Raw genomic sequence first — 25,714 nt, 5'->3', positions numbered from 1 at the left:
AACGATCGGGCGACGACGGGGGCCCCTCACCTCGGCACGCCCGGACGGCGGGCGGACCGCCCATTCCCGAATCGACCCACCCGACTGATTCCGAGGGCGAGCGAAAAGAGGTGCGCGATGGACCGCTGTGTCGTCCTGGTGGACGCCGGATATCTGCTGGGCGCCGCCGCCAGCCTGCTCGCGGGGGATCCGTCCCGCTCCAAGGTCACCGTGAACCACACGGCCCTGATCGCCGCACTGCGCGAACGCGCCGAGGCCGAGACAGGCCTGCCGCTGCTGCGGATCTACTGGTTCGACGCCGCGCCCGACCGGCGCCCGATGCCCGAGCACCGGCGGCTGCGGGTACTGCCCCGGGTCACCGTACGGCTCGGCGCCCTCACCCGGGCCGAGGGGCGCTGGGTGCAGAAGGGCGTGGACGCCGCGATGCACGCCGAACTCTCCGAACTCGCCCGCAACCGGGCCTGCGCCGACGTCGTGCTGATCACCGGCGACGGGGACCTGCTGCCCGGCATGATGACCGCCAAGGAGCACGGGGTGGCCGTCCACCTGTGGGCCCTCCAGGCCGCCGACGGCGACTTCAACCAGTCCGAGGACCTGGTCGGCGAGGCGGACGAGCGGCGGGTGCTCGACCGGGAGTGGATCGAGGGGTCCTTCTCCCTGCGGGAGCACTCCAGCATGTTCCCGGCCCCGGGGGCCCGGCAGGAGATCGCCAAGATCCTCGCCGCCCCGCCCGCCGCCCCGCTGCCCACCGTGGTGCCGCCGGTGGTCCGCCCGGCAGCCACGGCCGCGGCCCCGGCGGACGCCCCCGCCACCGACGGACAGCCGCAGCCGGCCGCGGCCGCGCTCAAGGTCGTACCGACACCGAAGGACCTGGCCGGGCGGGCCTCCTCCGTCACCCCGGTCACCGCGCTCACCCCGGTGGCGAACGGCAGCAACGGCCACGGCGTGAACGGGAACGGGGCCGTCGCGCAGACCGGGCCGGTGCTGCGCTGGTCCTCCGACCGCGGCTGGGTGGACCGGCCCGTCCCGGAGCCCGCCGTCACCGCCGGCGACAGCCTGCCCACCCTCGCCCAGCTCACCACCGCCGAGCAGCGCTGGGCCGACCGCGAGGAGGACATCACCTCCATCGGCGGCGACGCCCACGAGGTCGGGCAGGTCTTCGCCCGCCGCTGGAGCGAACGCGTCGGCGACGCGGAAAGACTGACCATGCTCTGGCCCGACTACCCGCGCATCCCGCACCGGGTGGACGGCGAGCTGCTGCGCTACGCCGCCCGCTTCGGGCTGCTGGCGCACAAGGACGACCAGATCGACGAGCACGACCGCTACGCCATCCGGGCCGGGTTCTGGAAGGAACTGGCGGCGCGGGTGCCGGGCGGGTCGATGGTCGTCGACGACTGAGCCGGGCGGCGGACCGAGCGGGCCCGACGGCCGGGGCGGCGCGACGACCCAGGGGGTCCGAGGGCCGCGGCGGCCCGGCGGACGACCCGCCAGGTCGGCGGCCCGGGCGCGGGCGGGGCCCCGTTGTCCGGTTCGCCCGTATGAGCGCGTAGAGTCTTCGGTCGTGAGCGAGACGGCGGGGCGAGCACCCGAGGAACCCCTGCCGTGCGTGGCCGTGCGCGACCTGGTCAGGACGTACCGCAGCGGACGCGGCGCGGCCGCCACCGAGATCCGGGCCAACGACGGGATCAGCCTCACCGTCCGCCAGGGCGAGGTCTTCGGGCTGCTCGGGCCGAACGGAGCCGGCAAGTCGACGCTGGTGCGCCAGCTCACCGGACTGCTGCGCCCCGACTCGGGCTCCGTCGAACTCCTCGGCCACGACATCGTGCGGCACCCCGAGCGGGCCGCCCGGCTGCTCGGCTACCTCGGGCAGGAATCCACCGCGCTGGACGAGCTGACGGTCGCGCTCGCCGCCGAGACCACCGGACGGCTGCGCGGACTCACCCGGGCGCAGGCCCGCGGCGCGGCCGCCGACGTGCTGACCGAACTCGGGCTGGAGCCGATCGCCGCCCGGCCGCTCGCCAAGCTGTCCGGCGGACAGCGGCGGCTCGCCTGCTTCGCGGCCACCCTGGTGGGGGAGCGCCCGCTGCTCGTCCTGGACGAGCCCACCACCGGCATGGACCCCGTCGCCCGGCGGGCCGTGTGGAGCGCCGTGGACCGGCGGCGCGCCGAGCACGGGACGACGGTGCTGCTGGTCACCCACAACGTGATCGAGGCCGAGACGGTGCTCGACCGGGTCGCCGTGGTCGACGACGGCCGGGTGATCGCCTGCGACACGCCCGGCGGGCTCAAGGCGCTGGTGGACGGCGACGTCCGGCTCGACCTGGTCTGGCGGGACGAGGCGCCGCTCGGCGTGCCCGCCGTCGCCGCGCTGCGCGAACGGGCCGAGTGCACCGGGCGCCGCTGGACCGTCCGCACCACCCCCGAGCAGGCCCGCGAACTGGTCGCCGCCGTCACCACCGGCCCGGCCTTCGCCGCGCTCGACGACTTCACCCTCGCCACCCCGAGCCTTGAGGACGCCTACCTCAAGCTGGGCGGCCGCCACGGAGGACTGGCCAAGTGACGCTGCTCTCGGTGCCGCCGCGGACCGACCGGTCCACGGCCGCCCCCGCCCCGCTCGCCCCCGCGGCCAGGCTGCTGCCGGCGCTCGCGGCCGTGTACCGGGCGCAGCTCGCCCGGGCACGGGTGGCGCGCATCCCGCTGCTGTTCGTGGCCACCTTCCAGTCCGTCGGCATCCTGGTGATGATGCGGGGCGTGGTGGACGCCGGGCAGTCCTCGGCGGCGCGGTCGGTGGTCGCCGGGTCGAGCGTGCTGGTGGTGGCGTTCGTCGCGCTGAACCTGCTCGCCCAGTACTTCGGGAAGCTGCGGGCCACCGGCGGGCTCGACCACTACGCGACGCTGCCGGTGCCGGCCGCCTCGGTGGTGCTGGGGACGGCCGCCGCGTACGCCTCCTTCACGCTGCCCGGGACGCTCGCCACGGCGGCGTTCGGGGCGGTGATGTTCGGGCTGCCGCTCGGGCAGCTGTGGGTGCTGCTGGCGGTCGTGCCGCTGGCCGGGGCCGCGCTGTCGGGGCTGGGGGCGGCCTGCGGGCTGCTGGCGCCGCGCCAGGAGCTCGCGACGATGCTCGGGCAGCTCGGGATGTCGGCCGCCCTGCTGCTGGGCGTGCTGCCGGTGGACCACCTCCCGCAGCCGGTGCAGTGGCTGCGGGACCTGCTGCCGTCCACGTACGGGGTGGACGCCTTCGCGCGGACCTTCGCGCCGGACCCGGACTGGGCGCTGGTGCTCGTGGACCTGGCGGTCTGCGCGGGGGTGGGCGTGGTGTCGCTGGCCGTCGCCACCTGGGCGTACCGGCGGGCGGTCTCGCGGTAGGGCGTCCCGCGGCCGGGCGTCCGGTAGCGGGCCCACGACCGGTGGGCACGGTGGCGGGTACGGGTGGGTCGTCCGGGTGGCCGTCGTGAAACGATGGGGCGCGTGACCGTACCGAACACACCTCCGGATCCCGCGCCCGCCGATGTGCAGGCGGTGCCGGACGCAGCGCCCGACCCGTTCGCGCCGCCGTACGGGGCCACCGCCCTCGGGCACGGGACGATTCCGCTGGGGCGGCGGCTGCTGCCGGAGGTCCGGGTCGGGGCGGGCGTCGTGGTCGCCTGCCTGGTGGCCGGTCTGGTGATGGCCGGGCTGTGGGCCTGGCTGGCGCCGAAGGTGCCGCTGGTGGTGGACGGCGACCGCATCCTCTACGCCGACCCCGAGGGCGAGCAGCGGGCCGGGGCCGACGCGGTGTTCGTGCTGATCGGCCTGGGGGCCGGGATCCTGACCGCGCTCGGCGCCTTCCTGGTGACCCGGCGGCGCGGCGGCGGCATCGCGGTCGCGCTGGGACTGGCCGTCGGCGGGCTGCTCGGATCGATCGGGGCCTGGCGGATCGGGCGGTGGCTCGGGCCGAGCGGCGACCTGATCGGCGAGGCCCGGCGGGTCGGCAACGGCGGGCACTTCGACGCGGGCATCGACCTGGGGGCGCTGGGGGCGCTGCTGGTCTGGCCGATGACGGCGATGGTGGTGCTGCTCCTGCTCTCGGCCGCGTTCGGGAAGCGGGAGGAGGACCCGCCGCCGTACTGGGCACCGGTGGCGCAGGCTCCGCTGGCGGGGCCCCCGGTGATGCCCCCGACGGGGCCCTCGGCGGGGCCCTCCGCGGAGGCGCCGGCCGGGCCGTGGGCCGGGCCGGGTGCGGGCAGCGGCGCCGGAAACGGTCCGGGGAGCGGTACGGAGCGCTGAGCGTGGTCGGGCGCGGGGTGGTGCGGGTCGTCCCGCACCGGCCCCGCGCCCTCGCTTTTCCCCCGGGGAGGGGCATTCCCCCGGGGACGGTGCTTCAGCGGGCGATGGGGGCGGTGTCGGCCCTCGTGAGGGCGACGAGGTCGGTGGGGGCCAGTTCGACTTCGAGGCCGCGGCGGCCCGCCGAGACGTAGACGGTGGGGTGGCCGAGCGCGCTGACGTCGACGACGGTGCGCAGCGGCCGGCGCTGGCCCAGCGGGGAGATGCCGCCGAGGACGTAGCCGCTGCTGCGCTCGGCGGCGGCCGGGTCGGCCATGGCGGCACGCTTGCCGCCGACGGCCGCCGCCAGGGCCTTGAGGTCGAGCTGGCCGGCGACCGGGACCACACCGACGGTGAGGGTGCCGTCCACGTCGGCGACGAGGGTCTTGAAGACCCGCTCGGGGGCGATGCCGAGGACCTCGGCGGCCTCGCCGCCGTAGGAGGCGGCGGCCGGGTCGTGGTCGTAGGCGTGCACCGTGAACGGGACGGCGGCGGCTTCCAGGGCGACGGTGGCGGGTGTGCCCTGGCCGCCCTTCCTGGTCTTCTTGGCCATGCGGGGTCCTCGGGGTCCTTGAGGTCCTTGGGGTCCTCGGTCAGTTCGGGCTGAAGGACTGGCGGGTGAGGTCGACCGCGGGCAGCGACGGCAGCCAGCTGAGGACGGCCGACTCGCGGCGCAGCAGGTCGAGCTCGGCGCGCAGCCGTTGGGCGGTGTCCGGGCAGGCGAGCAGCTGCTGCTTGACCGGGGTCTCGAACACCGAGGCGGCGGCGACCAGGTAGGAGAGCACCTGGGGGTCGTCCGGGAGCTCCTGGTGGCCGACGGTGCTCGCCTCGCGGGCGCCGGCCAGGCGCTTCTGGTAGACCCGGAACGCCCGCTCGACCTCGGAGGCCAGCGCGCCGGAGCCCTCGCCCGGGCGCTCCTCGATCAGCTCCGTCTCCCCGGTCAGGTACGGGCCGGAGACGTCCACCGAGCGCAGCCGGAACCGGGTGGTGCCGGTGACCAGCAGCTCGTAGCGGCCGTCCGGCTGGTGCTGGACGGAGGCGATGTCGGCGACGCAGCCGACCTGGAAGACCGCCTCCAGCGGGTCCCCGGTGACGGTGCCGAGGCCGTCCAGCGGACCGGCCGGGCCCTCCTCGGGCCTGACCCGGGCGACCTCCCGGCCGTCCCTGATCGCGAGCACGCCGAACCGCCGGGGAGTCTCCTCGGGCTGTTCGAGCAGATCGGCGACGAGACGGCGGTAGCGCTCCTCGAAGACGTTCAGGGGCAGCACCAGGCCCGGGTAGAGCACGGTGTTCAGCGGGAAGAGCGGCAGCCGTTCTGTCACGGCGGACAGCGTAGTTCCCCGGACGGGGGCCTTGTCGCACGGTGGACGGGCCCGGCCGCTCGCCGGGCCCGTCCACCGGAGGGCTCAACCGCGCTGGAGCATCCGCGTGGCGCCGGCCACGACCGTGGAGGCGAGCAGCCAGCCGACCACGACCAGCCCGGCGGAGATCCACTGGGTGAGGCCGCCGGGGTTCCAGCCGCCCTGGTTGAGGTCCACGATCGGCAGCAGCTGGTTGAGGGTGTACAGCACCGGGTTCCAGTGCGGGCGCTCGTCGGCCTTGAGCGGATCCAGCGGGTGGGTGGCGAACCAGAGGCTGCCGAGAACCCAGGCGAGCAGCAGCCACAGGCCCGCCCGGCCCGGGCGGTAGCCGTAGCCGACGGTCGCGTCCTGGACCGCGCCCCAGACCCGGGCCGGCAGCGGCAGGGTGCGGCGGCGCCGGCGCTGCTTGGCGTACAGCACCTCGCGGGCGTCGTCGTCGGCGCCGTCGCGGCGCAGGGCGGCCGCGAGCTGCTCGTAGGACTCGGGCTGGAAGTCCACCGAGGAGCCCTCCAGCCAGGCGATCCGCTGCTGGACGGGGAAGGCGCCGACCGGGCGCAGGTTCTCGTAGACGAAGCCGGTGAGGCCCAGGTGCTTGCCGAGCGGCCAGGCCTCCGGGGTGTCGACCAGGTTGCCGACCCGGGCCCGGGAGAGCGAGACGGTGCCGGTCGGGCGGACCTTGCAGGTGAAGCGCAGCTCCGGGGTGTGGATGCGGCGCAGCGAGAGCTCGTCCTCGCCCTCCAGGTGGAACTCGCCGGAGACCAGGCAGGCGCCGTCGAAGCGGCTGTCGGACAGCCGTACCCGGCCGAAGGCGCGGAACGGGGTGACGGGCCCGTCGGGCGGCGGGTTCTCGCCGTAGCCGGAGCCGTAGTAGCCGCGGGAGCCGACCCAGCCGAGGTCGGCGGAGCCGGTCAGGTAGAGGGTGTGGCCGACGGTGACCCGTACGGCGTTGAGGCAGGTGGGATTGTGCCGCCGGTCGGCGCGCAGCTGGGCGCCGCGCAGCGAGAGCCGGCCGCCTATCCGGGCGGTGCGCACGCTCAGCTCGCCCCGGGTCTCCAGGCGTTCGGCCTCGAAGTCCTGGTTGACGGTGATCCCGTCGGCGGAGACGGCGCGGCCGTGGCGGTCGCCGCCGACGACGGTCTGGTTGAGCAGCAGGTCGGTGCCGATCCGGGCGTCGGTGAGCCGGATGCCGTCGGGGACGCGGCAGCGGGCGAGGTGGAGGTCGCCGGTGGTGGAGAGCCGGGAGGCCTCCAGCCGGGGGATCAGGCAGTTCACGAAGCGCAGCGTGGAGGCCGCCGCCTCGGAGATGAGGATCTTGTGCGCGAAGCGGCAGTCGTGCAGCTCGACGTAGTCGTCGATGGCGCCCCCGGCCAGGTTGAGCGCGCCGGTGACCAGGACGCCGCTGAACCGCAGCGAGGCGACCCGCCCGGGGGCGGGCTCCGGTCCTACCAGCAGCAGATGGGCGAGCACCTCGGCGCGGACGGTGCGGTCGGGGCCCCAGGGGGCGTCGCCGAAGGGGTCGTCGGTGTTGGCTTCGCCACTGCGGCGGTCCAGGATCTCGCCCTGGCGGTAGGCCTCCCAGAGCGCGCGTTCCGTGTCCGTCCAGCCCTCTGGAGCGCGCTCCGCCATGGTTTTCCCCGTCCCCCCGGTCGTCTCGCCTTTCGTATCACGGACTGAAATGCGGGACCAGCGGTTCCGGCCACTCCTTACACTGGGTGGCGTGATCTCTCGAATCGACCTCCGCGGCTCGCTGGACGACCCGCGTGACCTGCTGCCCCGTGCCGAGTTCGACGTCGCGGCCGCCCTGGAGAAGGTGCGGCCGATCGCCGAGGACGTACGCCATCGCGGGGTCGCGGCGCTGATCGAGATCACCGAACGCTTCGACGGCGTCCGGCTGGAGTCGACCCGGGTCCCGGCCGAGCAGCTGACCGAGGCCCTGGAGACGCTGGACCCGAAGGTGCGGGCCGCCCTGGAGGAGTCGATCCGCCGGGCCCGCGCCGTGCACGCCGACCAGCGCCGCACCGGGCACACCACCCAGGTGGTGCCGGGCGGCACGGTCACCCAGCGCTGGGTGCCGGTCGAGCGGGTCGGCCTGTACGTGCCGGGCGGGCTGGCGGTCTACCCGTCCTCCGTGGTGATGAACGTGGTGCCGGCCCAGGAGGCGGGCGTCCGGGGCATCGCCGTCACCTCGCCGCCGCAGAAGGAGTTCGGGGGGAGCGTCCACCCGGCCATCCTGGCGGCCTGCGCGCTGCTCGGCGTGGACGAGGTCTACTCCGTCGGCGGCGCCCAGGCGGTCGCGATGTTCGCCCTCGGCACCGAGGAGTGCGCGCCGGTGAACGTGGTCACCGGCCCCGGCAACATCTACGTGGCCGCCGCCAAGCGCTACTTCGCCGGCCGGATCGGCATCGACTCCGAGGCCGGCCCGACCGAGATCGCCGTCCTCGCCGACGACAGCGCGCTGCCGTCCGACGTCGCCGCCGACCTGATCAGCCAGGCCGAGCACGGCCCGACCTCCGGCTCGGTGCTGGTCACCGACTCCCCGGCGCTCGCCGACGCGGTCGAGGCCGAGCTGGCCGTGCAGGTCGCGCGGACCAAGCACGGCGAGCGGGTGGCCGAGGCGCTCGGCGGCCGGCAGTCCGGCATCATCCTGGTCGACGACCTGGAGCAGGGCCTCGCCGTGGTCAACGCGTACGCGGCCGAGCACCTGGAGATCCAGACCCGCGACGCCCACGCGGTGGCCGCCCGGGTGGTCAACGCCGGCGCGATCTTCATCGGCCGCTGGACCCCGGTCTCGCTGGGCGACTACGCGGCCGGCTCCAACCACGTGCTGCCGACCGGCGGCTGCGCCTGCCACTCCTCCGGGCTGTCGGTGCAGACCTTCCTGCGCGGCGTCCAGGTCGTCGAGTACGACCGGGAGGCGCTGGCGGACGTCGCCGCGCACGTGGTCAACCTGGCGAACGCCGAGGACCTGCCGGGGCACGGGGACGCCATCAAGGCTCGCTTCGATTGGACGGTTCCGGGATCGTGACTGCCATCGACGACCTGCCGATCCGGGACGAGCTGCGCGGCCAGTCCCCGTACGGCGCGCCGCAGCTGGACGTGCCCGTCCAGCTGAACACCAACGAGAACCCGTACCCGCTGCCCGAGGAGCTGGTCGCCCGGATCGCCGAGCGCGTCGCCGAGGCCGCCCGCGGGCTGAACCGCTACCCCGACCGGGACGCGGTCGAGCTGCGCGAGGGCCTCGCCGCGTACCTCGGGAAGACCACCGGCTTCCCGGTCGCCCGGGAGCAGGTCTGGGCCGCCAACGGCTCCAACGAGGTGCTCCAGCAGCTGCTGCAGACCTTCGGCGGCCCCGGCCGCAGCGCGCTCGGCTTCGAGCCCTCGTACTCGATGCACGCGCTGATCTCCCGGGGCACCGGCACCGCCTGGATCTCCGGCCCGCGCAACGACGACTTCACCATCGACGTGGACGCCGCCGTCACCGCCATCGCGGAGCACCGGCCGAACGTGGTGTTCATCTGTTCGCCCAACAACCCGACCGGCACCGCCGTGGACGCCGACACCGTGCTGCGGCTGTACGAGGCCGCGCAGGCCGCCCGGCCCAGCCTGGTCGTGGTGGACGAGGCGTACGTCGAGTTCTCGCACCGCGCCTCGCTGCTGCCGCTGATCGAGGGCCGCCCCAACCTGGTGGTCAGCCGCACCATGTCCAAGGCCTTCGGCGCGGCCGGCCTGCGCCTGGGCTACCTGGCCGCCGACCCGGCCGTGGTGGACGCCGTCCAGCTGGTGCGCCTGCCGTACCACCTGTCGGCCGTCACCCAGGCCACCGCGCTGGCCTGCCTGGAGCACACCGACACCCTGCTCGGGTACGTCGGGCGGCTCAAGCAGGAGCGCGACCGGCTGGTCGACGCGCTGCGGGGGATGGGCCTGGAGGTCACCGACTCGGACGCCAACTTCGTCCAGTTCGGCCGCTTCGCCGACACCCACGCGGTGTGGCAGGCCATCCTCGACCAGGGCGTCCTGGTCCGCGACAACGGCGTCCCCGGGTGGCTGCGCGTCACCGCCGGCACGCCCGCCGAGAACGACGCCTTCCTGGACGCCGTCCGTTCTGTGATCAAGGAGCTCTAACCCCATGTCCCGCATCGGACGCGTCGAGCGCACCACCAAGGAGACCTCGGTCCTGGTCGAGATAGACCTCGACGGCACCGGGAGGACCGACATCTCCACCGGCGTCGGCTTCTACGACCACATGCTCGACCAGCTCGGCCGGCACGGCCTGTTCGACCTCACCGTCAAGACCGACGGCGACCTGCACATCGACACCCACCACACCATCGAGGACACCGCCCTCGCGCTCGGCGCCGCCTTCAAGCAGGCGCTCGGCGACAAGGTGGGCATCTACCGCTTCGGCAACTGCACAGTGCCGCTGGACGAGTCGCTCGCCCAGGTCACCGTGGACCTCTCCGGCCGGCCGTACCTGGTGCACACCGAGCCCGAGGGCATCGCCCCGATGATCGGCTCGTACGACACCACGATGACCCGGCACATCCTGGAGTCCTTCGTGGCCCAGGCGCAGGTCGCGCTGCACGTCCACGTGCCGTACGGGCGCAACGCGCACCACATCGTGGAGTGCCAGTTCAAGGCGCTGGCCCGGGCGCTGCGCTACGCCGCCGAGCGCGACCCGCGCGCGGCCGGAATCCTCCCGTCCACCAAGGGTGCGCTGTGAGCAATACTGCGATGATCCTCATCTTCGTCGGCCTCTTCCTGGCCGGCGGAGTCATCTCCTTCTGGAAGCAGAAGCAGTCGAAGAGCGTCATCCTGGTGCTGGCCTTCGGCGCCGTGATGTGCCTGGCCTCCGGCCTCATGCGCCTGTAACACCCGCCGTAGAGAGACTGGACACCTGAACATGGGCAAGAACGTCGTCGTCCTCGACTACGGCTCCGGCAACCTCCGCTCCGCGCAGCGCGCCCTGGAGCGGACCGGGGCGGACGTCACGGTCAGCTCCGACTACGACACCGCGATGGCCGCGGACGGCCTGCTCGTCCCCGGCGTGGGCGCCTACGAGGCCTGCATGCGCGGGCTCAAGTCCGTCCGCGGGGACTGGATCATCGGCCGCCGGCTCTCCGGAGGCCGACCGGTCATGGGCATCTGCGTCGGCATGCAGATCCTCTTCGAGAAGGGGGTCGAGCACGGCGTGGAGACGGCCGGCTGCGACGAGTGGCCGGGCGTCGTCGAGCCGCTGGAGGCCCCCGTCGTCCCGCACATGGGCTGGAACACCGTGGACGTCCCCGAGGGCAGCCGGATGTTCGCCGGCCTCGACCCGGAGACCCGCTTCTACTTCGTGCACTCCTACGGGGTGCGGCACTGGGAGCTGGAGACCCACAGCGCGCGGATCAACCCGCCGCTGGTCACCTGGGCCACCCACGGGCAGCCGTTCGTCGCGGCCGTCGAGAACGGCCCGCTGTGGGCCACCCAGTTCCACCCCGAGAAGTCCGGCGACGCCGGCGCCGCCCTGCTGACCAACTGGGTCAACACCCTCTGACTTTCTGAGAGTTGGATCTCTGATGAGCCTCGAACTGCTGCCCGCCGTCGACGTCCGTGACGGCCAGGCCGTCCGCCTGGTCAAGGGCGCCTCCGGCACCGAGACCTCCTTCGGCGAGCCGCTCGCCGCCGCCCTCGCCTGGCAGAACGCCGGCGCCGAGTGGCTGCACCTGGTCGACCTCGACGCCGCCTTCGGCACCGGCAGCAACTACGAGCTGCTGCGCGAGGTCACCGGACAGCTGGACGTCAAGGTCGAGCTGTCCGGCGGCATCCGCGACGACGAGTCGCTCGCCCGCGCGCTCGCCACCGGCTGCACCCGGGTCAACCTCGGCACCGCCGCCCTGGAGGCCCCCGAGTGGGTCGCCAAGGCCATCGCCGAGCACGGCGACAAGATCGCCGTCGGCCTGGACGTGGTCGGCACCACCCTGCGCGGCCGCGGCTGGACCCGCGACGGCGGCCAGCTCTTCGACGTGCTGGCCCGGCTGAACGCGGAGGGCTGCGCCCGCTACGTCGTCACCGACGTCAACCGGGACGGCACCCTGACCGGCCCCAACCTCCAGCTGCTGCGCGACGTCTGCGCCGCGACCGACCGGCCCGTGGTCGCCTCCGGCGGCGTCTCCTCGCTCGACGACCTGCGCGCCATCGCCTCGCTCGTGGGCGAGGGTGTCGAGGGCGCCATCGTGGGCAAGGCACTCTACGAGCAGAAGTTCACCCTCGAAGAGGCCCTGGAGGCGGTTTCAGGATGACGGACGGTCGGATCGTACGCGGGCAGGTCGTAGCGGGTCGGGTCGTCGCCGGGCAGGTCGTGGCCGGTCGGGTCGGCGGATTCTCCCCCTGGGAGGACGAGTTCGGCTACTCCCGGGCCGTCGCCGCGGGCGACCACGTGCACGTGGCCGGCTCCACCGCCTGGGTGGACGGCCGGATCGAGCACGAGGGCGACCCGTACCGGCAGACCCTCGCCGCGTTCGGCGTCGGGCTCACCGCCCTGGCCGCGTACGGTCTGACCACCGACGACGTGGTCCGCACCCGGATGTACATCACCCACGTCCGCGACGCCGAGGAGGTGGGCCGCGCCCACCGCGAACTCTTCGACGCCGCACGCCCGGTGGCCACCATGGTGGTGGTCGACGGGCTGATCGACTCCCGGATGCTGGTCGAGGTCGAACTCGACGCGTACCGGTCCGGACTGGCAAAGACCCTGGAAGCCCCGGAAATCCCGGACGCCCCGGAAGTTTCGGACGTCCCGGAAGCCTCGGAAGCCCTGGAAGTTGTGGAAGGCGAACAGCCGTGACCCTCGCAGTACGTGTCATCCCCTGCCTGGACGTGGACGCCGGGCGGGTGGTCAAGGGCGTCAACTTCCAGAACCTGCGCGACGCCGGCGACCCGGTCGAGATGGCCAAGCTCTACGACGCCGAAGGCGCCGACGAGCTGACCTTCCTCGACATCACCGCCTCCTCCGGCGACCGGGAGACCACCTACGACGTGGTCCGCCGCACCGCCGAACAGGTCTTCATCCCGCTCACGGTGGGCGGCGGCATCCGTGCCGTCGAGGACGTCGACAAGCTGCTGCGGGCCGGCGCCGACAAGGTCGGCGTCAACACCGCGGCCATCGCCCGGCCGGAGCTGGTCCGCGAGATCGCCCAGCGGTTCGGGCGGCAGGTCCTGGTGCTCTCGGTGGACGCCCGGCGCTGCCCGCCCGGGACGGAGACCGAGTCCGGCTTCGAGGTCACCACCCACGGCGGGCGGCAGGGCACCGGGCTCGACGCCGTCGCCTGGGCGGGCCGCGCCGCCGAACTCGGCGCGGGCGAGATCCTGCTCAACTCGATGGACGCGGACGGCACCAAGGACGGCTACGACCTGGAGCTGATCCGGGCCGTGCGCAAGAGCGTCTCGGTGCCGGTGATCGCCTCCGGCGGCGCGGGCAAGCTCGCGGACTTCGCGCCGGCCGTCGACGCGGGCGCGGACGCGGTGCTGGCCGCCAGCGTGTTCCACTTCGGGGACCTGCGGATCGGCGAGGTCAAGGGCGCGCTGCGGGAGGCCGGGCACCCGGTGCGGTGAGTTCTTCGCGGTGCTTGTTCGCGTTCGCGTTCGCGTTCGTGAACAAGCACCGCGGCTGTTGTGCTCAGGCCTGGTACGTGGTGGTTCGCTCAGGCCTGGTTCGGGTCGCCCTTGATCAGCGCGAAGGGGGCGCCGTTCGGGTCCGCGACCCACGCGATCCGGCCGACGTTCTTCACGTTCTCGGGCCCCATCAGTACCGAGCCACCGGCCGCCGTCGCCTTGGCCACCCGCGCGTCCACGTCCGCGGTCGCGAAGTACGGCGTCCAGGCGGACGGCTGCGCCGGGGCCATGGTCGGCGCGATGCCGCCGAAGCTGGTCGCCTGCTGGTCGCCCTCGGCGGTGGAGACCACCCGGTAGCTCATCCCCGGCGACGGCTCGAAGTTCTCCACCCGCCAGCCGAACAGCTTCTCGTAGAAGGCGAAGGCGACGTCCGGGGCGGAGGTGTGCAGCTCGGCCCAGACCAGGGCGCCCTCCTCGGACACCGCGTCCAGCCCCTTGGTGCTCCCCGCCTGCCAGACGGCGAAATCGGCGCCCTGCGGGTCGGTGAGCGCGGCGAACCGCCCCTCCTGCATGACGTCCGACGGCGGCACCCGGACGCCGGCGCCGGCCTGCTCGGCCGCCTTGGCGGTGGCGTCCGCGTCGGCGGTGCGGAAGTACGTCGTCCACGCGGACCGCGCGCCCTGGTCGAGGTGACCGATGGCGCCGACGGTCCTGCCGTCCAGCTGGACGAACCCGTAGCCGCCGGTCCCGGGGATCTCCAGGAACGTCCAGCCGAACACCTTGTTGTAGAACCCGGCGGTGGCGGGGATGTCCGGGCTGCCCAGGTCGATCCAGCAGGGCGAGCCGATGGGGAAGTCGGTGGTGAGCATGTGCGGGGTGCCCTTCGACGGAGGGACGGCCGGGCGTGCCCGGGTCGGACCCCGGCCACCTGCGAGTCTGCACCCGGGGTCTGACATCCGCAGCCGGGGGAGGCCGCCGGGGCCCGCTGTGAGCCGCGTCACTTCCCCGCCCGCCGTGCAGCAGCCGGCGGGCGGGCGCCGTCAAGAGGGTGGAAAAGACGGCGGCAGAGAGTGAGGCCACGGGTGAGGCTGCGCAGGGGCAGTCCCGGGATCGACTTCGTCGAGTTCGTGGAACAGCGTTCGGGCGCGCTGTTCCGCACGGCGTACGTGCTCACCGGCGACGCCCACACCGCGGAGGACCTCGTCCAGGAGGCCCTGGAACGGGCCTGCCGGCACTGGCGGCGGGTCGCGCGCGCCGAGGTGCCCGAGGCGTACGTGCGCCGGATCCTCGTGAACCTGGCCAACGACCGCTGGCGGCGCCTGCACCGCTCGGGCGAGCGCCCCGCGCCGGAGCCCGCCGTCGAGCACCCCGACCCCCGCGACGCCTACCGGTCGGTGGAACTGCGCGCCGAACTCGTCGCGGCGCTGCACACCCTGCCGATGGGGATGCGCACCGTGGTCGTCCTGTACTACCTCCACGACCTGGGGGACCGGGAGATCGCGCAGACCCTCGACATCTCCCCGGGCGCCGTGCGCTCGCAACTCTCCCGCGGGCTCGCGAAACTGCGGGCCGCGCTGCCCAGGCAGGACGCCCCGTCCGCGTCGTCGACCCCGCGTGAAGGTGCGTGATGATCCGCTTCCCGCCCCAGGACCCCGTCCCCACCCCAGGGCCCGACCCCGACTCCGACTTCGACAAGGAACTCCTCGCCGCCATGACCCTGTTCGCCGACACCACCGCCACCCCCGTGATCGACGCCGCCGGAATCCGGCGCACGGTCCGCCGGCGCACCGCCCTCACCGGGGCCGCGGCCGTGGCGGCGGTGGCCGCCATCGCCACGGGCGCGGCCCTGCTCCTGCCCGGATCGCCGAGCGGCGGCGACCGCCCGGCCGGGACCGCGCCGGCCCCGGCCGTCCACTCCGCGCCCCCGTCCCCCTCCGCCTCCCCTTCCTCCCTTTCCGCGACCAAAGGCACCCCGTCCCCCGTCGCCCCGCCCGCACCCGGCGCCACGACCGTGACCGTCCCCCCGGTCGCCGGCCTGACCCGGGACGCCGCCACCCGGCTGCTCGACGCGGCCGGACTGCACTACGAGGTCCACGAACTCACCGACTGGAAGCTGCCCGCCGGCTCGGTCATCAACTCCGCGCCCCTGCCCGGGCACACCACGGCGATGGACACCCCCGTCCAGCTCTTCATCTCCAAGGGCCGCCCCGGAAGCTGACCGCCCGCGCCCGCGGCCCCGCCCGCGAGCGTCGCCCCTCGGCATGCCGAGAGGCCACACCGGCTTCCGCCCCTCTGCTATTTCGGGGGCAGCGGCAGGACGTGGCGGAGGGCTTCGAGGGCGTCGGGGTCGCCGTCGACGGTGAGGGTGGTCAGGGCGCCGCGGCCGTAGGTGAAGAGCACGAGCTCGGCGGGTTCGCCGGTGAGGCGGACGGTGGGGGAGCCGGCGGGGCCGACGGTGAGGGAACGGCCGTCGGGGTGGACGAGCGCCAGCCGGACGGGGGAGCGGCGGCCGGCCTCCAGGCGGGCGATCATGGGGAGACGGCGCCAGAGGGCCTCGGCCCGGCCGGGCGGGACCGGCTGCGGGGTCCAGTCGTCGGCCGCGCGCAGCACGTCCTCGGCGTGGACGAAGTACTCGACGGTGTTCGCCGCCTCGTCCGCGCCGGGCAGGGCGAACGGCGAGTAGACCGGAGGCCCCGCCCGGAACAGCCGCACCAACTCCTCGTACGGCCGCTCGGCGTACCCGTCCTGCACCCGCCGCGTCCACCCGGCCAGCGCCCCGACCCGGATCCCCGCCGCCGCATCGGGCCGCCGCTCCCGGACCACCAGGTGCGCGGCCAGATCCCGGGTCGTCCACCCCTCACAGAGGGTGGGGGCGTCCGGCCCGGCAGCGGTGAGGAGTTGGGCGAGCCGGTGGCGTTCGGCGAGGGCATGGTTCGACATGGTGGAAGCCTATGGGCTCATCTGCCCACCGGGCCCGGTCGGTTGCGGCGCAGCGCCGACCCGTTCGGATGCGGGCCCTCCGAAAACCGCTTGGAGCAGGTCTCGCTGTGCTCCTGGTACCGCCGGCTCCGCCCGCGAGGACCCGGAACTTCTGCGCGAGGGCGGGCAGGACCGGCCCCCAGCTGCCGTGGTCGCCCCACGAGCCGTGCACCAGGACCAGCGGCTCGCCGTCCCCGTCCACCTCGTAGAAGAGCTCGACCCCGTTCACCGCGACCCGTGGCATGTCCGCCCTCCTCGCCCGCAGACGGCGGTCGCCGCCGGGGCCATTGAGGCACCCCGGGCCCGGCCCCGCAACCGCGACGGGCCCGACACCACGCACACGGCCGCCCCGCGCGATTGGGGCGGATCAAAGCCCTGACGGGACGGAAGCCCGAACCGAGACCACGGAGCCGTCGGTCGGGCAGCCGGCCGACTCCTCCCGGGTCGTGGTCGGGAGGGTGTCGCCGGGGCCGACGGGGGTTCTGTATCGGGTGGGTATCAGGGAGCGCTTGGTTGTCCATCGAATGGGCGCGCCGGTCCGTGCGAAGGGGTGGACAGGGTGCGGGAGTACGGCGGCCCCCCTCGGTGGTCGGGCCGATCGCACCTGGGATGACCTGGGGTTTCGCGTAGGAGAGGGGGTGTGGGAATGGCGTCGCAGGTCCTGCCGTGCGCCGGGGGCGTGTTCGGTGCCTGCCGTATCGTCCCCTTGTGGCTGCCGTCCCGTGGGCAGTCGGCTGGTCACCGGACCGTTCGAACAGGAGCCATCCGCCCGTGTCATCTTCCGCCCCGGCTGGGGCTTCCTCGCGCCCGGTCCGCGTGCTGCTGGTGGAGGACGACGATCTGATGCGCCGGTCCTTCACGGTCGCGCTGGAACGTTACGGCTACGAGATGGCGGCCGCCGCCGACGGTCTGAGCGGGCTGGAGATCTTCCGTGACGGGAGTTTCGACCTGCTGATCCTCGACGTGATGCTGCCTGGGCTGGACGGGATCGGCCTGTGCAGGAGAGTCCGGGAGACCAGCCTGGTACCCGTCCTGATGATGTCCGCCCGTGGCGACGGGCTCGACGTCGTCGCCGGCCTGGAGGCCGGGGCGGACGACTACGTGGTCAAGCCCGTGGACACCTACGTGCTGGTCGCACGCATCCGCTCGTTGCTGCGGCGGGCCACCTACACGCCGTCCGCCGCCTCTCAGCCCGAGCGCGTCACTGCCGGGGCGCCGCCCGCCGACGGGGAGGTGCTGGTGTTCGGGGACCTGCGCCTCGACACCGCCGGACTGGAGGTGGCCGTCGCCGGAGAACCGGTGGCGCTCACCCCGACCGAGCTGAAGCTGCTCCTGGAGTTCGCCGCACACCCGGGCGTGGTTCTGGAGCGGCACACCCTGCTGCGCAACGTCTGGGACTACGGCTGGGACGGCGACAGCCGGGTCGTGGACCTGTGCGTGCAGCGGCTGCGCAGGAAGCTGGGGCGGGAGCGGATCGAGACGGTCCGCGGCTTCGGCTACAAGTTCAGGCGCTGAGCCCGGTGCGCGGGTTCCGCCGGCCGCGGCCGGCCCGGGCGTCCCTGCGGTGGAAGATCGCCGCGCTGGCGGCGGCCACGGCCTGCCTGGTCGTGGCGGCGGTGGGCGTGCTCGTGCACCTGTGGACCGCCCGCGACATCCGGAGCCGGGCCGAGGCGCAGGCCTTCAACGCCGTGTACTCGGCCATGGACGTCTATCGACGCACCGGAACTCTGGCGGACGGAGCCGGACTCGACCCGGCCGAGCTGCCCGCCGAGCTGCGCCACCCGGCCGACGACGCCCGGCACACGGTCTACGACGGGCGGGTCGACGGACCCCTCGGGCCGTCCGTCTGGGCCGCCCAGCGAACCGCCGGCCCCGGCAGCCCGGTCCTCGCCGTCCGGGTCAACACGGGCCCGCAACTCTACGGACTGCACCGGCTCGACCTGACCATGACCGTCGCGTCGCTGGTCGCGCTCGCGGCGGCCACGCCTCTGGCCGTCTACGGCGCCGGGCTGGTCGCCCGTCGGCTGCGGCAGGTCTCCGAAACCGCGGTCCGGATCTCCGCCGGTGACCTCGATGCCCGGACCGGGCCCACCGGGGGCAACGACGAGGTCGCCGACATCGCGGCCACCGTCGATCTCATGGCCGACAGCCTCGGCCGGCGGCTGCGCACCGAGCGCCAGTTCACCGCGGACGTGGCTCACGAGCTGCGCACACCCGTCGGCGGCCTGCTGGCCACCGTCGACCTGCTGCCGCCCGGCGAGACCGAGGACCTGCTCCGCGCCAGGGTGCGCGACCTGCGCGCCCTGGTCGAGGACCTCCTCGAGATCTCCCGCCTGGACGCCGGGGCCGAGCAGCCGGTCCGCGCCCGGGTTCCGCTCGGCGAGGTCGTCGCCGATGCCGTGGCGCGCACCGGCCTCGACGCCGAGGTCACCGTCGCCGCCGCGCACGGCCCGGCCGCCGCGCACGGCCCGGAGGACGCGCACCGCTCGGAGGACGCCACGACCGTGGAGACCGACCCGCGCCGCCTGGAACGGATCGTCAGCAACCTCGTCGTCAACGCCCACCGCCACGGACGGGCCCCGGTGCGGGTCACCGTCGAGGGCCGCACCGTCGTGGTGCGCGACCACGGCCTCGGCTTCCCGGCAGACCTGCTGCTCCACGGCCCGCGTCGCTTCCACAGCGGCGCCGCCGAGCGCGGTTCGGGCCACGGCCTGGGCCTGACCATTGCCCTCGGACAGGCTCGGCTGCTCGGCGCCGAGCTTCACCTGGACAACGCCCCGGACGGTGGGGCCGTCGCCACTCTGCGCCTGCCGGCCTGACCGCCCGGCTCCGCGGAACCGCTACGAAGCGGAGCGGACGCCGATACACGCCGGCGCGGGTCCCGATACGTCGCCCGGACACCCTTCGAAGTGCACCGTCCGCACCGAAGAGGAGTCCCCGTGACCACCGTCCCCCTCACCCCGTACCCGCCGGACCCGGCCCCCGGGATCGCGGCCGCCACCACCGACCTGACGAAGGTCTACGGCAGCGGCGACACCCGGGTCGTGGCCCTGGACCGGGTCAGCATCGGCTTCCGGGAGAGCGAGTTCACCGCGATCATGGGCCCCTCCGGCTGCGGCAAGTCCACTCTGATGCACTGCGCCGCCGGGCTCGACACCCCCACCTCCGGCGGCGTCCGCATCGGCACCACCGAGCTGGGCTCCTTGCGCGACCGGCCGCTGACCCGGCTGCGCCGCGACCGGATCGGCTTCGTCTTCCAGGCGTTCAACCTGCTGCCGACGCTGACCGCGCTGGAGAACATCACGCTGCCGCTGAGCATCGCCGGCCGCCACCCCGACCGGCAGTGGCTGGACCGCGTGGTCTCCATGGTCGGCCTCTCCGAGCGCCTCGACCACCGGCCCGCGCAGCTGTCCGGCGGTCAGCAGCAGCGCGTCGCGGTCGCCCGCGCCCTCGCTTCGCGGCCCGCGATCGTCTTCGGCGACGAGCCCACCGGCAACCTCGACTCCCGCTCCGGCGCCGAGGTCCTCGGCTTCCTGCGCGACTCGGTGCGCGAACTCGGCCAGACCGTGGTCATGGTCACCCACGACCCCGTCGCCGCCGGCTACGCCGACCGCGTGGTGTTCCTCTCCGACGGACGGCTTGTCGACGAGATGACCCGCCCCACCCCGGACCGGGTCCTCGACGTCATGAAGCGCTTCGACACCCGCGCCCGCACCAGCTGACCCGCGCCCGCACATCCCCGTCGCTCCCACGCCCCGCCGCTCCCATGCCCCGTCCCTCCCACGCCCCCGGAAGCCGAACCCATGCTGAGAACAGCCGTGCGCAACGTCCTGGCGCACAAGGCCCGACTGGCCATGACCGTCCTCGCGGTCTGCCTGGGTGTCGCATTCGCCAGCGGCACCCTCGTCTTCGCGGACTCGGCCGCGGCCGCCTACCGCGCCGCCGCGTCGAGGAACTTCGCCGACATCGCGGTCACCGTCACCGCACGACAGGCCCCGGCCGGGGCCGCCGCGGACCAGCCGGACAGCGTCCTCGACGACGCGCTCGCCCGGCGACTGGCCGCCGTCCCCGGTGTCGCCGCCGTGCGGCCGTCCGTCGACGGCCGGGCCGCCCTGAACGCGGCGGACGGTACCCCGTTGCGGGTCAGGCCGGGCGCGAACCCGGCCGCCGCCTACGTACCCGGCCCCGACGGCGAGGACCGCCGCCACCCCCTCGCCGCAGGCCGCGCCCCGGCGGACGGCGACGAGATCGCCGTGGACAGCGGCACCGCTGCCGCCGGGCACCTGCACGTCGGTGACTCGGTCACGCTGGCCACCGACGGCCCGGCCATGACCATGCGGCTCGTCGGCATCGTCACCACCACGGACACCCGGGTGCTCGCGGGCGGCACCCTCGTCCTGTTCGACCGGGCGACCGCCCAGCGACTGTTCGCCACTTCGGGCCACTACACCGCGATCGACCTGTCCGCCGCGGCCGGCACCGGCCAGTCCGAACTCGCCCGGCGGGTCGCCACCGTGCTCCCGCCCGACAGGGCCGAGGTCACCACCGCCGCCGCCCGGGCCGCCCAGCAGGCGGTCTACGTCGGCACCCTGACGCGGGGCTACCAGAAGATGCCGACGGTCTTCGCCGGAATCGCGCTGTTCATCGGGTCCTTCCTGGTCATCAACACCTTCACCATGCTCGTCACCCGGCGCACCCGGGAGATCGCGTTGCTCCGGGCGATCGGAGCCTCACGCCGTCAGGTGGTCCGGTCCGTCCTCGTGGAGGCCGTCCTGGTCGGGCTCGCCGCCTCGGCGGCCGGGTTCGTCCTCGGCCTCGGCATCGCCGCCGTCCTGCCCGGCCTGCTGAGCACCGGCGGGGACCTGCTGCCCGACGGCCCGCTGGTCATCGGCCCGCGCCCCGTCCTGGCGGCGCTCGGCGTCGGGGTGGGGGTCACCGTGCTCGCCGCCTGGCTGCCTGCCCGCAAGGCCGCACGCGTCGCGCCCGTCGAGGCGTTGCGTACGGCGCAGCAGCCGCCCGCCGGCCGGTTCCGCGTCCGCGCCGTCGCGGGGCTCGCCCTCCTCGCCCTGGGCGTCGGCCTGCTCGTCCCGCTCACCGGCGCGAAGGACGCCTCGGAGGGGAACCTGCGCGGCGCGATGCTCGGCTGCGGCGTCCTCGTCCTCGCCCTGATCGTGCTGGCGCCGCTACTCGTGGGCCCGGCGATCCGGCTGATCGGCCGCCTGACCGGCCGTTCCGGGATCACCGGCCACCTCGCACAGCAGAACGCGCTGCGCGACCCGCGGCGCACCGCCGCCACCGCCGCCACCCTGCTGGTCAGCACCGCGCTGGTGACCGGCCTCGCCGTCATCGGCAACTCCACCGGGCAGGCGCTCGACCGTCAGGCCGCGGCCGGCCTCGGCGCCGAATACGTGATCAGCACCCGCACCACCACGACCGGCGTCGACCCGGCCGCCGTCCAGCGAGTCGCCCACACCGCCGGGGTGCGGGCCGCGAGCGCCGTCGCGGACTCCGTCCTGTTCATCGGCGGCCGGGTCCGTGACATCTCCGGTGTCGACCCCGACTCCGTGGACGACGTCATGAGGCTCGACTTCCTCAGCGGCTCCGCGAAGGACCTCGGGCCCGGCCGGATCGCCGTCTCCAGCACCATCGCCCGGGAGAGCGGCCTGAGCACCGGCAGCCAGGTCGACGCCACCATCGGCCGGAGCCGGACCTTCGCCAAGTACACCGTCGTGGGCGTCTACCAGGACAATCCCACCGCCCACGACGCCCTCGGCGCCCGCGCCGAGGTGCAGCAGGACGGCTTCCTGCCGGACTCCGTCCAGCGGATCCTGGTCCGCACCGACCCCGGCTCGGTCTCCCCCGCCACCGAGGACCGGTTGCGTGCCGCCGTCGGCAACAACCCGCTGCTGAAGGTGCAGGACCGGCCCGCACTCGTCCGCGAGGCCGCGGGCACCATGGGCAACCTGCTGACCCTGATGTACGGGCTGCTCGCCATCGGCGTCGTGATCGCGGGGCTCGGCATCGTGAACACCCTGGCCATCTCGGTCGCCGAACGAACCCGCGAGATCGGTGTACTGCGCGCCATCGGCATGGACCGCGCGGGCGTCCGGCGGATGATCCGCCTGGAAGCGGTGACCGTCGCGGGCTTCGGCACCCTGCTCGGCCTGGCCGGCGGCCTGTTCGGCGCTTGGGCCGTCGGAGCGTTGGCCAACGGCGCGATGAAGCAGTACTCCCTGGCGCTGCCCTGGGGGACCCTGCTCCTCGTCTGCCTGCTGTCCCTCGCGGTCGGCGCTCTCGCCGCCGCCGTACCGGCCCGCCGGGCAGCCGCCCTGAAGCCGCTCGAAGCCGTCGCGGAGGCGTGACCCCCAACCTGGGGCCACCCGGCACCTCAGCTTCGAACCCCGCACCCGTGAACAGGTCGAAGCGATCACCGCCCGCTCCATCGACTCCGCGCGCGCCACCCCGCGCACCGAGTACTGCCTCACCGTCACCCGGCGCGGTGAACACCGGCTGATCGGCTACGCGCGGCTGGCCACCGAGCCACAACAGGCCGCGACCATCGGGTTCGCCCTCCATCCGGCCGCGTGGGGCAAGGGCCTCGCCGCCTCGCCGTCGGGGCGAGGCAGCGAGGCGCGGGAAGCTTTTCTCTCGGGGATTCTTTGTTTCTTCCGACCCCTTCCCCTGCGTGGGAAGGGGTCGGAAGAAACAATTTTCTTTTATTTGAATTTCCTCTATCCAGGATAGGTTTCCTGCGGCGTCACCCCAGGGTGCAGCCGGTTGGTGAGCCGGTCTCGGATGGCGGGTCTACCGACCTTCAGGTCCCGGCGGGCCGCCCGTACGGGGCGAGTTTGGCGAAGCGGCTGCCAGGTGGGGGCCGGGTGGGCCATCCTCGTGGCCATGACCTCCGAGCAGCCGCCGTCCGCAGTCGGCTCCCGCCCGTCCCGCGGCCTGGTCCTCACCGTTGCCGCCGTGCTGGTCGTCCTGCTCGCGGTGGTGGCCACCGCGGTGCTGTGGCCGGACGACAAGAAGCCGGCCGCCGCGCCGCCGCCGCCCACGCCGACTCCCACGGCCACCCAGACGCCGACACCCACCCCTACGCCCACGCCGCAGCCGCCGTACGCGTTCTTCCCGGTCGGCGCCTGCTTCGACCACCCGCAGCTGAGCCCGGTGATCACCAAGCCGGAGGAACGCCCCTGCGTAGGCGACCACGACGGCGAGGTGATCGCCGACCTCAAGCTCGCGGACGGGATCACCGGCGACATCCCGCTGGCGCTTGCCATGCGCGACGGCTGCAAGGAGGTCGAAGCCGCCGCCAAGGCCCGCCAGGGCGACGGAAAGACCTACTACGGCCGCCAGTTCGGCCCGGCGATGGCCAACTACCAGCAGGGCTGGCGCGACTACACCTGCACCCTGGCCGCCAGCAACAAGCAGGGCGGCCCCAAGCTCACCGGGCAGCTGCACCCGTAGCGGCTCCGGCGGGGGAGCGAGGCGGGTGCGGCGGGGCGGGCTGACACAATGGGGCGCATGTCCACCACACCCGCCGCTCCCGGCAGCACCGCCCTCGCCCCCGAGATCGCCGCGCGGCTCAAGCGCTCCGAGGACGGGCTGGTCCCGGCCATCGCCCAGCAGTACGACACCGGCGAGGTGCTGATGCTCGGGTGGATGGACGACGAGGCGCTGCACCGCACCCTCACCACGGGCCGCTGCACCTACTGGAGCCGCAGCCGCCGTGAGTACTGGGTGAAGGGCGACACCTCGGGCCACGTCCAGGCGGTCAAGTCGGTGGCCCTGGACTGCGACGGCGACACCCTGCTGGTCAGGGTCGACCAGAGCGGCGCGGCCTGCCACACCGGCGACCGCACCTGCTTCGACGCCGACGTGCTTCCGCTCTCCTGACCCCAGTCCACTCGAAGAACTCAAGAAGGTGCCGCCCGTCATGGATCTCGAAGCCTTCCGCAAGCTCGCCGTCGACACCCGGGTCATCCCGGTCACCCGCAGGCTCCTCGCGGACGGTCTCACCCCGATCGGCCTCTACCGCACCCTCGCCGAGGAGCGGCCCGGCACCTTCCTGCTGGAGTCCGCCGAGCAGGGCCGCAGCTGGTCGCGCTACTCCTTCGTCGGGGTGCGCAGCGCCGCCGCGCTGACCGTCGGCCCGGACGGCGGGGCCCGCTGGCTCGGCACCCCGCCGGTCGGCATCCCCACCGCCGGCGACCCGCTGGAGGTGCTGCGCGCCACCCTCCAGGCGCTGCACACCCCGCGGCTGGAGGACGACGGCCTGCCCCCGCTCACCGGCGGCCTGGTCGGCTACCTCGGCTACGACATCGTCCGCCGGCTGGAGAAGCTGCCCGACCTCAACCCGGACGACCTGGGCCTGCCCGAGCTGACCATGCTGCTCGCCACCGACCTCGCGGTGCTCGACCACGTCGACGGCACGGTGCTGCTGATCGCCAACGCCGTCAACCACAACGACCTGGCCAGCGGCGCGGACGAGGCCTGGGCGGACGCGGTGGCCCGGCTGGACGCGATGGAGGCCGAGCTGTCCAAGCCGGTCGACCCGGGCCTGGCCACCTTCACCCCGGCCGGCCCGGGCGAGGTGCACTCGCCGTTCGGTGGCGAGCCGTACCGGGCCGCGGTGGAGACGATCAAGGAGCGGATCCGGGCCGGCGAGGCCTTCCAGGTGGTGCCCTCGCAGCGCTTCGAGGCGCCCTGCCCGGCCTCCGCGCTGGACGTCTACCGGGTGCTGCGCACCACCAACCCCAGCCCGTACATGTACCTGTTCCGCTTCCCCGGGCCGGACGGCGGGGCCGAGGGCGGCTTCGACGTGGTCGGCTCCAGCCCGGAGGCGCTGGTCAAGGTCACCGACGGCGAGGCGATGCTGCACCCGATCGCCGGCACCCGGCACCGCGGCGACACCCCGCAGGAGGACGCGGAGCTGGCCGCCGAGCTGCTCGCCGACCCCAAGGAGCGGGCCGAGCACCTGATGCTGGTGGACCTCGGCCGCAACGACCTCGGCCGGGTCTGCGAGCCGGGCAGCGTCGAGGTGGTCGACTTCATGCACATCGAGCGCTACAGCCACGTGATGCACATCGTGTCGACGGTGACCGGCACGGTCGCCCCGGGGCGGACCGCCTTCGACGTGCTGACCGCCTGCTTCCCGGCCGGCACCCTCTCCGGCGCGCCCAAGCCGCGGGCGATGCGGATCATCGAGGAGCTGGAGCCCACCCGCCGCGGCCTGTACGGCGGCTGCGTCGGCTACCTGGACTTCGCCGGGGACTCGGACACCGCGATCGCGATCCGCACCGCGGTGCTGCGCGACGGCACCGCGTACGTGCAGGCCGGCGCGGGCGTGGTCGCCGACTCCGACCCGCACGGCGAGGACACCGAGTGCCGCAACAAGGCGGCCGCCGTGCTGCGGGCGGTCGCCACCGCCAATACGCTGCGGACGCCGGAACTGTCCTGACGTGTGAGGAGGCGGCCGG

General features: G+C 74.1%; 26 protein-coding genes and 1 pseudogene. 22 read left to right on the top strand and 5 right to left on the bottom strand.

All coding sequences use genetic code 11. The features are described from left to right. Positions 1–117 precede the first annotated feature (117 nt). The 4 genes from ACFVU7_RS00885 to ACFVU7_RS00870 all read left to right on the top strand — a co-directional run bounded on the left by ACFVU7_RS00885 (position 118) and on the right by ACFVU7_RS00870 (position 4,266). A complete protein-coding gene (locus ACFVU7_RS00885; protein WP_049650375.1) occupies positions 118–1,398 on the top strand; it encodes an NYN domain-containing protein in 1,281 nt (426 codons plus the stop codon). Between the two features lie 163 nt (positions 1,399–1,561). Next, positions 1,562–2,560, top strand: a complete 999-nt coding sequence (locus ACFVU7_RS00880) for an ABC transporter ATP-binding protein (protein WP_234348270.1) — start codon at positions 1,562–1,564, stop codon at positions 2,558–2,560. After that, positions 2,557–3,366, top strand: coding sequence for an ABC transporter permease (locus ACFVU7_RS00875; protein ID WP_074000930.1), 810 nt, complete (start codon positions 2,557–2,559; stop codon positions 3,364–3,366). The genes ACFVU7_RS00880 and ACFVU7_RS00875 overlap by 4 nt, the downstream gene beginning before the upstream one ends. 102 nt (positions 3,367–3,468) lie before the next feature. Further along, positions 3,469–4,266, top strand: a complete 798-nt coding sequence (locus ACFVU7_RS00870) for an ABC transporter permease (RefSeq protein WP_388043639.1) — start codon at positions 3,469–3,471, stop codon at positions 4,264–4,266. Between the two features lie 94 nt (positions 4,267–4,360). Here ACFVU7_RS00870 and ybaK read toward each other — a convergent pair whose 3' ends face one another. From ybaK to ACFVU7_RS00855, 3 genes are all read right to left on the bottom strand, one after another. Further along, positions 4,361–4,855, bottom strand: a complete 495-nt coding sequence (gene ybaK / locus ACFVU7_RS00865) for a Cys-tRNA(Pro) deacylase (RefSeq protein WP_049650372.1) — start codon at positions 4,853–4,855, stop codon at positions 4,361–4,363. 40 nt (positions 4,856–4,895) lie between these two features. Continuing rightward, positions 4,896–5,633, bottom strand: coding sequence for an LON peptidase substrate-binding domain-containing protein (locus ACFVU7_RS00860; RefSeq protein WP_380776787.1), 738 nt, complete (start codon positions 5,631–5,633; stop codon positions 4,896–4,898). A 75-nt stretch (positions 5,634–5,708) separates the two neighbouring features. Continuing rightward, a complete protein-coding gene (locus tag ACFVU7_RS00855; protein ID WP_388043637.1) occupies positions 5,709–7,289 on the bottom strand; it encodes an oxidoreductase in 1,581 nt (526 codons plus the stop codon). Positions 7,290–7,380: 91 nt separating this feature from the next. Between ACFVU7_RS00855 and hisD the strand changes: the two genes are divergently transcribed. Genes hisD through hisF form a run of 8 tightly spaced genes read left to right on the top strand, consistent with a single transcriptional unit; the run spans position 7,381 to position 13,256 of the window. Further along, positions 7,381–8,688, top strand: a complete 1,308-nt coding sequence (gene hisD / locus ACFVU7_RS00850) for a histidinol dehydrogenase (RefSeq protein ID WP_074000935.1) — start codon at positions 7,381–7,383, stop codon at positions 8,686–8,688. Continuing rightward, on the top strand, positions 8,685–9,785 hold the full coding sequence (locus ACFVU7_RS00845) for a histidinol-phosphate transaminase (protein WP_074000936.1): 1,101 nt from the start codon (positions 8,685–8,687) through the stop codon (positions 9,783–9,785). Before hisD ends, ACFVU7_RS00845 begins: the two co-directional genes overlap by 4 nt. 4 nt (positions 9,786–9,789) lie before the next feature. After that, entirely contained in the window at positions 9,790–10,383 is a 594-nt protein-coding gene (gene hisB, locus ACFVU7_RS00840) for an imidazoleglycerol-phosphate dehydratase HisB (protein WP_074000937.1), read from the top strand. Between the two features lie 11 nt (positions 10,384–10,394). After that, complete coding sequence (locus ACFVU7_RS00835) at positions 10,395–10,532, top strand: hypothetical protein (RefSeq protein WP_049650367.1); 138 nt, start codon at positions 10,395–10,397, stop codon at positions 10,530–10,532. Positions 10,533–10,563: 31 nt separating this feature from the next. Continuing rightward, positions 10,564–11,199, top strand: a complete 636-nt coding sequence (hisH, locus tag ACFVU7_RS00830; RefSeq protein WP_117487410.1) for an imidazole glycerol phosphate synthase subunit HisH — start codon at positions 10,564–10,566, stop codon at positions 11,197–11,199. Between the two features lie 19 nt (positions 11,200–11,218). Continuing rightward, positions 11,219–11,944, top strand: a complete 726-nt coding sequence (priA, locus tag ACFVU7_RS00825; RefSeq protein ID WP_107086387.1) for a bifunctional 1-(5-phosphoribosyl)-5-((5-phosphoribosylamino)methylideneamino)imidazole-4-carboxamide isomerase/phosphoribosylanthranilate isomerase PriA — start codon at positions 11,219–11,221, stop codon at positions 11,942–11,944. After that, positions 11,941–12,489, top strand: a complete 549-nt coding sequence (locus ACFVU7_RS00820) for a RidA family protein (RefSeq protein ID WP_117487408.1) — start codon at positions 11,941–11,943, stop codon at positions 12,487–12,489. Before priA ends, ACFVU7_RS00820 begins: the two co-directional genes overlap by 4 nt. Further along, on the top strand, positions 12,486–13,256 hold the full coding sequence (gene hisF / locus ACFVU7_RS00815) for an imidazole glycerol phosphate synthase subunit HisF (protein ID WP_049650364.1): 771 nt from the start codon (positions 12,486–12,488) through the stop codon (positions 13,254–13,256). Before ACFVU7_RS00820 ends, hisF begins: the two co-directional genes overlap by 4 nt. Positions 13,257–13,345: 89 nt before the next feature. Here hisF and ACFVU7_RS00810 read toward each other — a convergent pair whose 3' ends face one another. After that, positions 13,346–14,125 carry a VOC family protein gene (locus ACFVU7_RS00810; protein WP_388043634.1) on the bottom strand — a complete coding sequence of 260 codons (780 nt, stop codon included), beginning with the start codon at positions 14,123–14,125 and terminating at the stop codon, positions 13,346–13,348. A gap of 219 nt (positions 14,126–14,344) precedes the next feature. On the opposite strand from ACFVU7_RS00810, the gene ACFVU7_RS00805 reads away from it, so the two are divergent. After that, on the top strand, positions 14,345–14,884 hold the full coding sequence (locus ACFVU7_RS00805) for a SigE family RNA polymerase sigma factor (protein WP_255357401.1): 540 nt from the start codon (positions 14,345–14,347) through the stop codon (positions 14,882–14,884). After that, positions 14,884–15,474: a PASTA domain-containing protein gene (locus ACFVU7_RS00800; protein WP_388043633.1), complete on the top strand. Its 591-nt coding sequence runs from the start codon at positions 14,884–14,886 to the stop codon at positions 15,472–15,474. The genes ACFVU7_RS00805 and ACFVU7_RS00800 overlap by 1 nt, the downstream gene beginning before the upstream one ends. A gap of 77 nt (positions 15,475–15,551) precedes the next feature. Here the strand turns inward: ACFVU7_RS00800 and ACFVU7_RS00795 are convergent, their stop codons facing one another. Next, entirely contained in the window at positions 15,552–16,196 is a 645-nt protein-coding gene (locus tag ACFVU7_RS00795) for a TIGR03085 family metal-binding protein (protein WP_380744673.1), read from the bottom strand. 882 nt (positions 16,197–17,078) lie between these two features. On the opposite strand from ACFVU7_RS00795, the gene cseB reads away from it, so the two are divergent. The 8 genes and pseudogenes from cseB (at position 17,079) to ACFVU7_RS00755 (ending at position 25,695) form a co-directional block, all read left to right on the top strand. Next, the gene (cseB, locus tag ACFVU7_RS00790) at positions 17,079–17,750 is read left to right on the top strand and encodes a two-component system response regulator CseB (RefSeq protein WP_234348271.1); all 672 of its coding nucleotides are present in this window, start codon (positions 17,079–17,081) and stop codon (positions 17,748–17,750) included. 5 nt (positions 17,751–17,755) lie between these two features. Continuing rightward, positions 17,756–19,054, top strand: a complete 1,299-nt coding sequence (locus ACFVU7_RS00785) for an ATP-binding protein (RefSeq protein ID WP_388043631.1) — start codon at positions 17,756–17,758, stop codon at positions 19,052–19,054. Between the two features lie 168 nt (positions 19,055–19,222). Further along, on the top strand, positions 19,223–19,957 hold the full coding sequence (locus ACFVU7_RS00780; protein ID WP_388044161.1) for an ABC transporter ATP-binding protein: 735 nt from the start codon (positions 19,223–19,225) through the stop codon (positions 19,955–19,957). Positions 19,958–20,038: 81 nt separating this feature from the next. Beyond that, the gene (locus ACFVU7_RS00775; RefSeq protein WP_388043629.1) at positions 20,039–22,597 is read left to right on the top strand and encodes an ABC transporter permease; all 2,559 of its coding nucleotides are present in this window, start codon (positions 20,039–20,041) and stop codon (positions 22,595–22,597) included. 25 nt (positions 22,598–22,622) lie between these two features. After that, a pseudogene (locus ACFVU7_RS00770) lies at positions 22,623–22,979 on the top strand (GNAT family N-acetyltransferase); the annotation flags it as partial. A gap of 153 nt (positions 22,980–23,132) precedes the next feature. Further along, positions 23,133–23,702, top strand: coding sequence for a hypothetical protein (locus ACFVU7_RS00765; protein ID WP_159028385.1), 570 nt, complete (start codon positions 23,133–23,135; stop codon positions 23,700–23,702). Between the two features lie 57 nt (positions 23,703–23,759). Further along, positions 23,760–24,131: a phosphoribosyl-AMP cyclohydrolase gene (gene hisI / locus ACFVU7_RS00760; protein WP_074000946.1), complete on the top strand. Its 372-nt coding sequence runs from the start codon at positions 23,760–23,762 to the stop codon at positions 24,129–24,131. 40 nt (positions 24,132–24,171) lie between these two features. Further along, complete coding sequence (locus ACFVU7_RS00755) at positions 24,172–25,695, top strand: anthranilate synthase component I (protein WP_049650355.1); 1,524 nt, start codon at positions 24,172–24,174, stop codon at positions 25,693–25,695. The last annotated feature ends 19 nt before the right edge of the window (positions 25,696–25,714 follow it).

This window comes from Kitasatospora sp. NPDC058046 (genome assembly GCF_042885595.1).
Lineage (GTDB): Bacteria > Actinomycetota > Actinomycetes > Streptomycetales > Streptomycetaceae > Kitasatospora.
The sequence above is the reverse complement of the archived record's forward strand: the minus strand, read 5'-3'. Positions and strand labels throughout refer to the sequence as shown.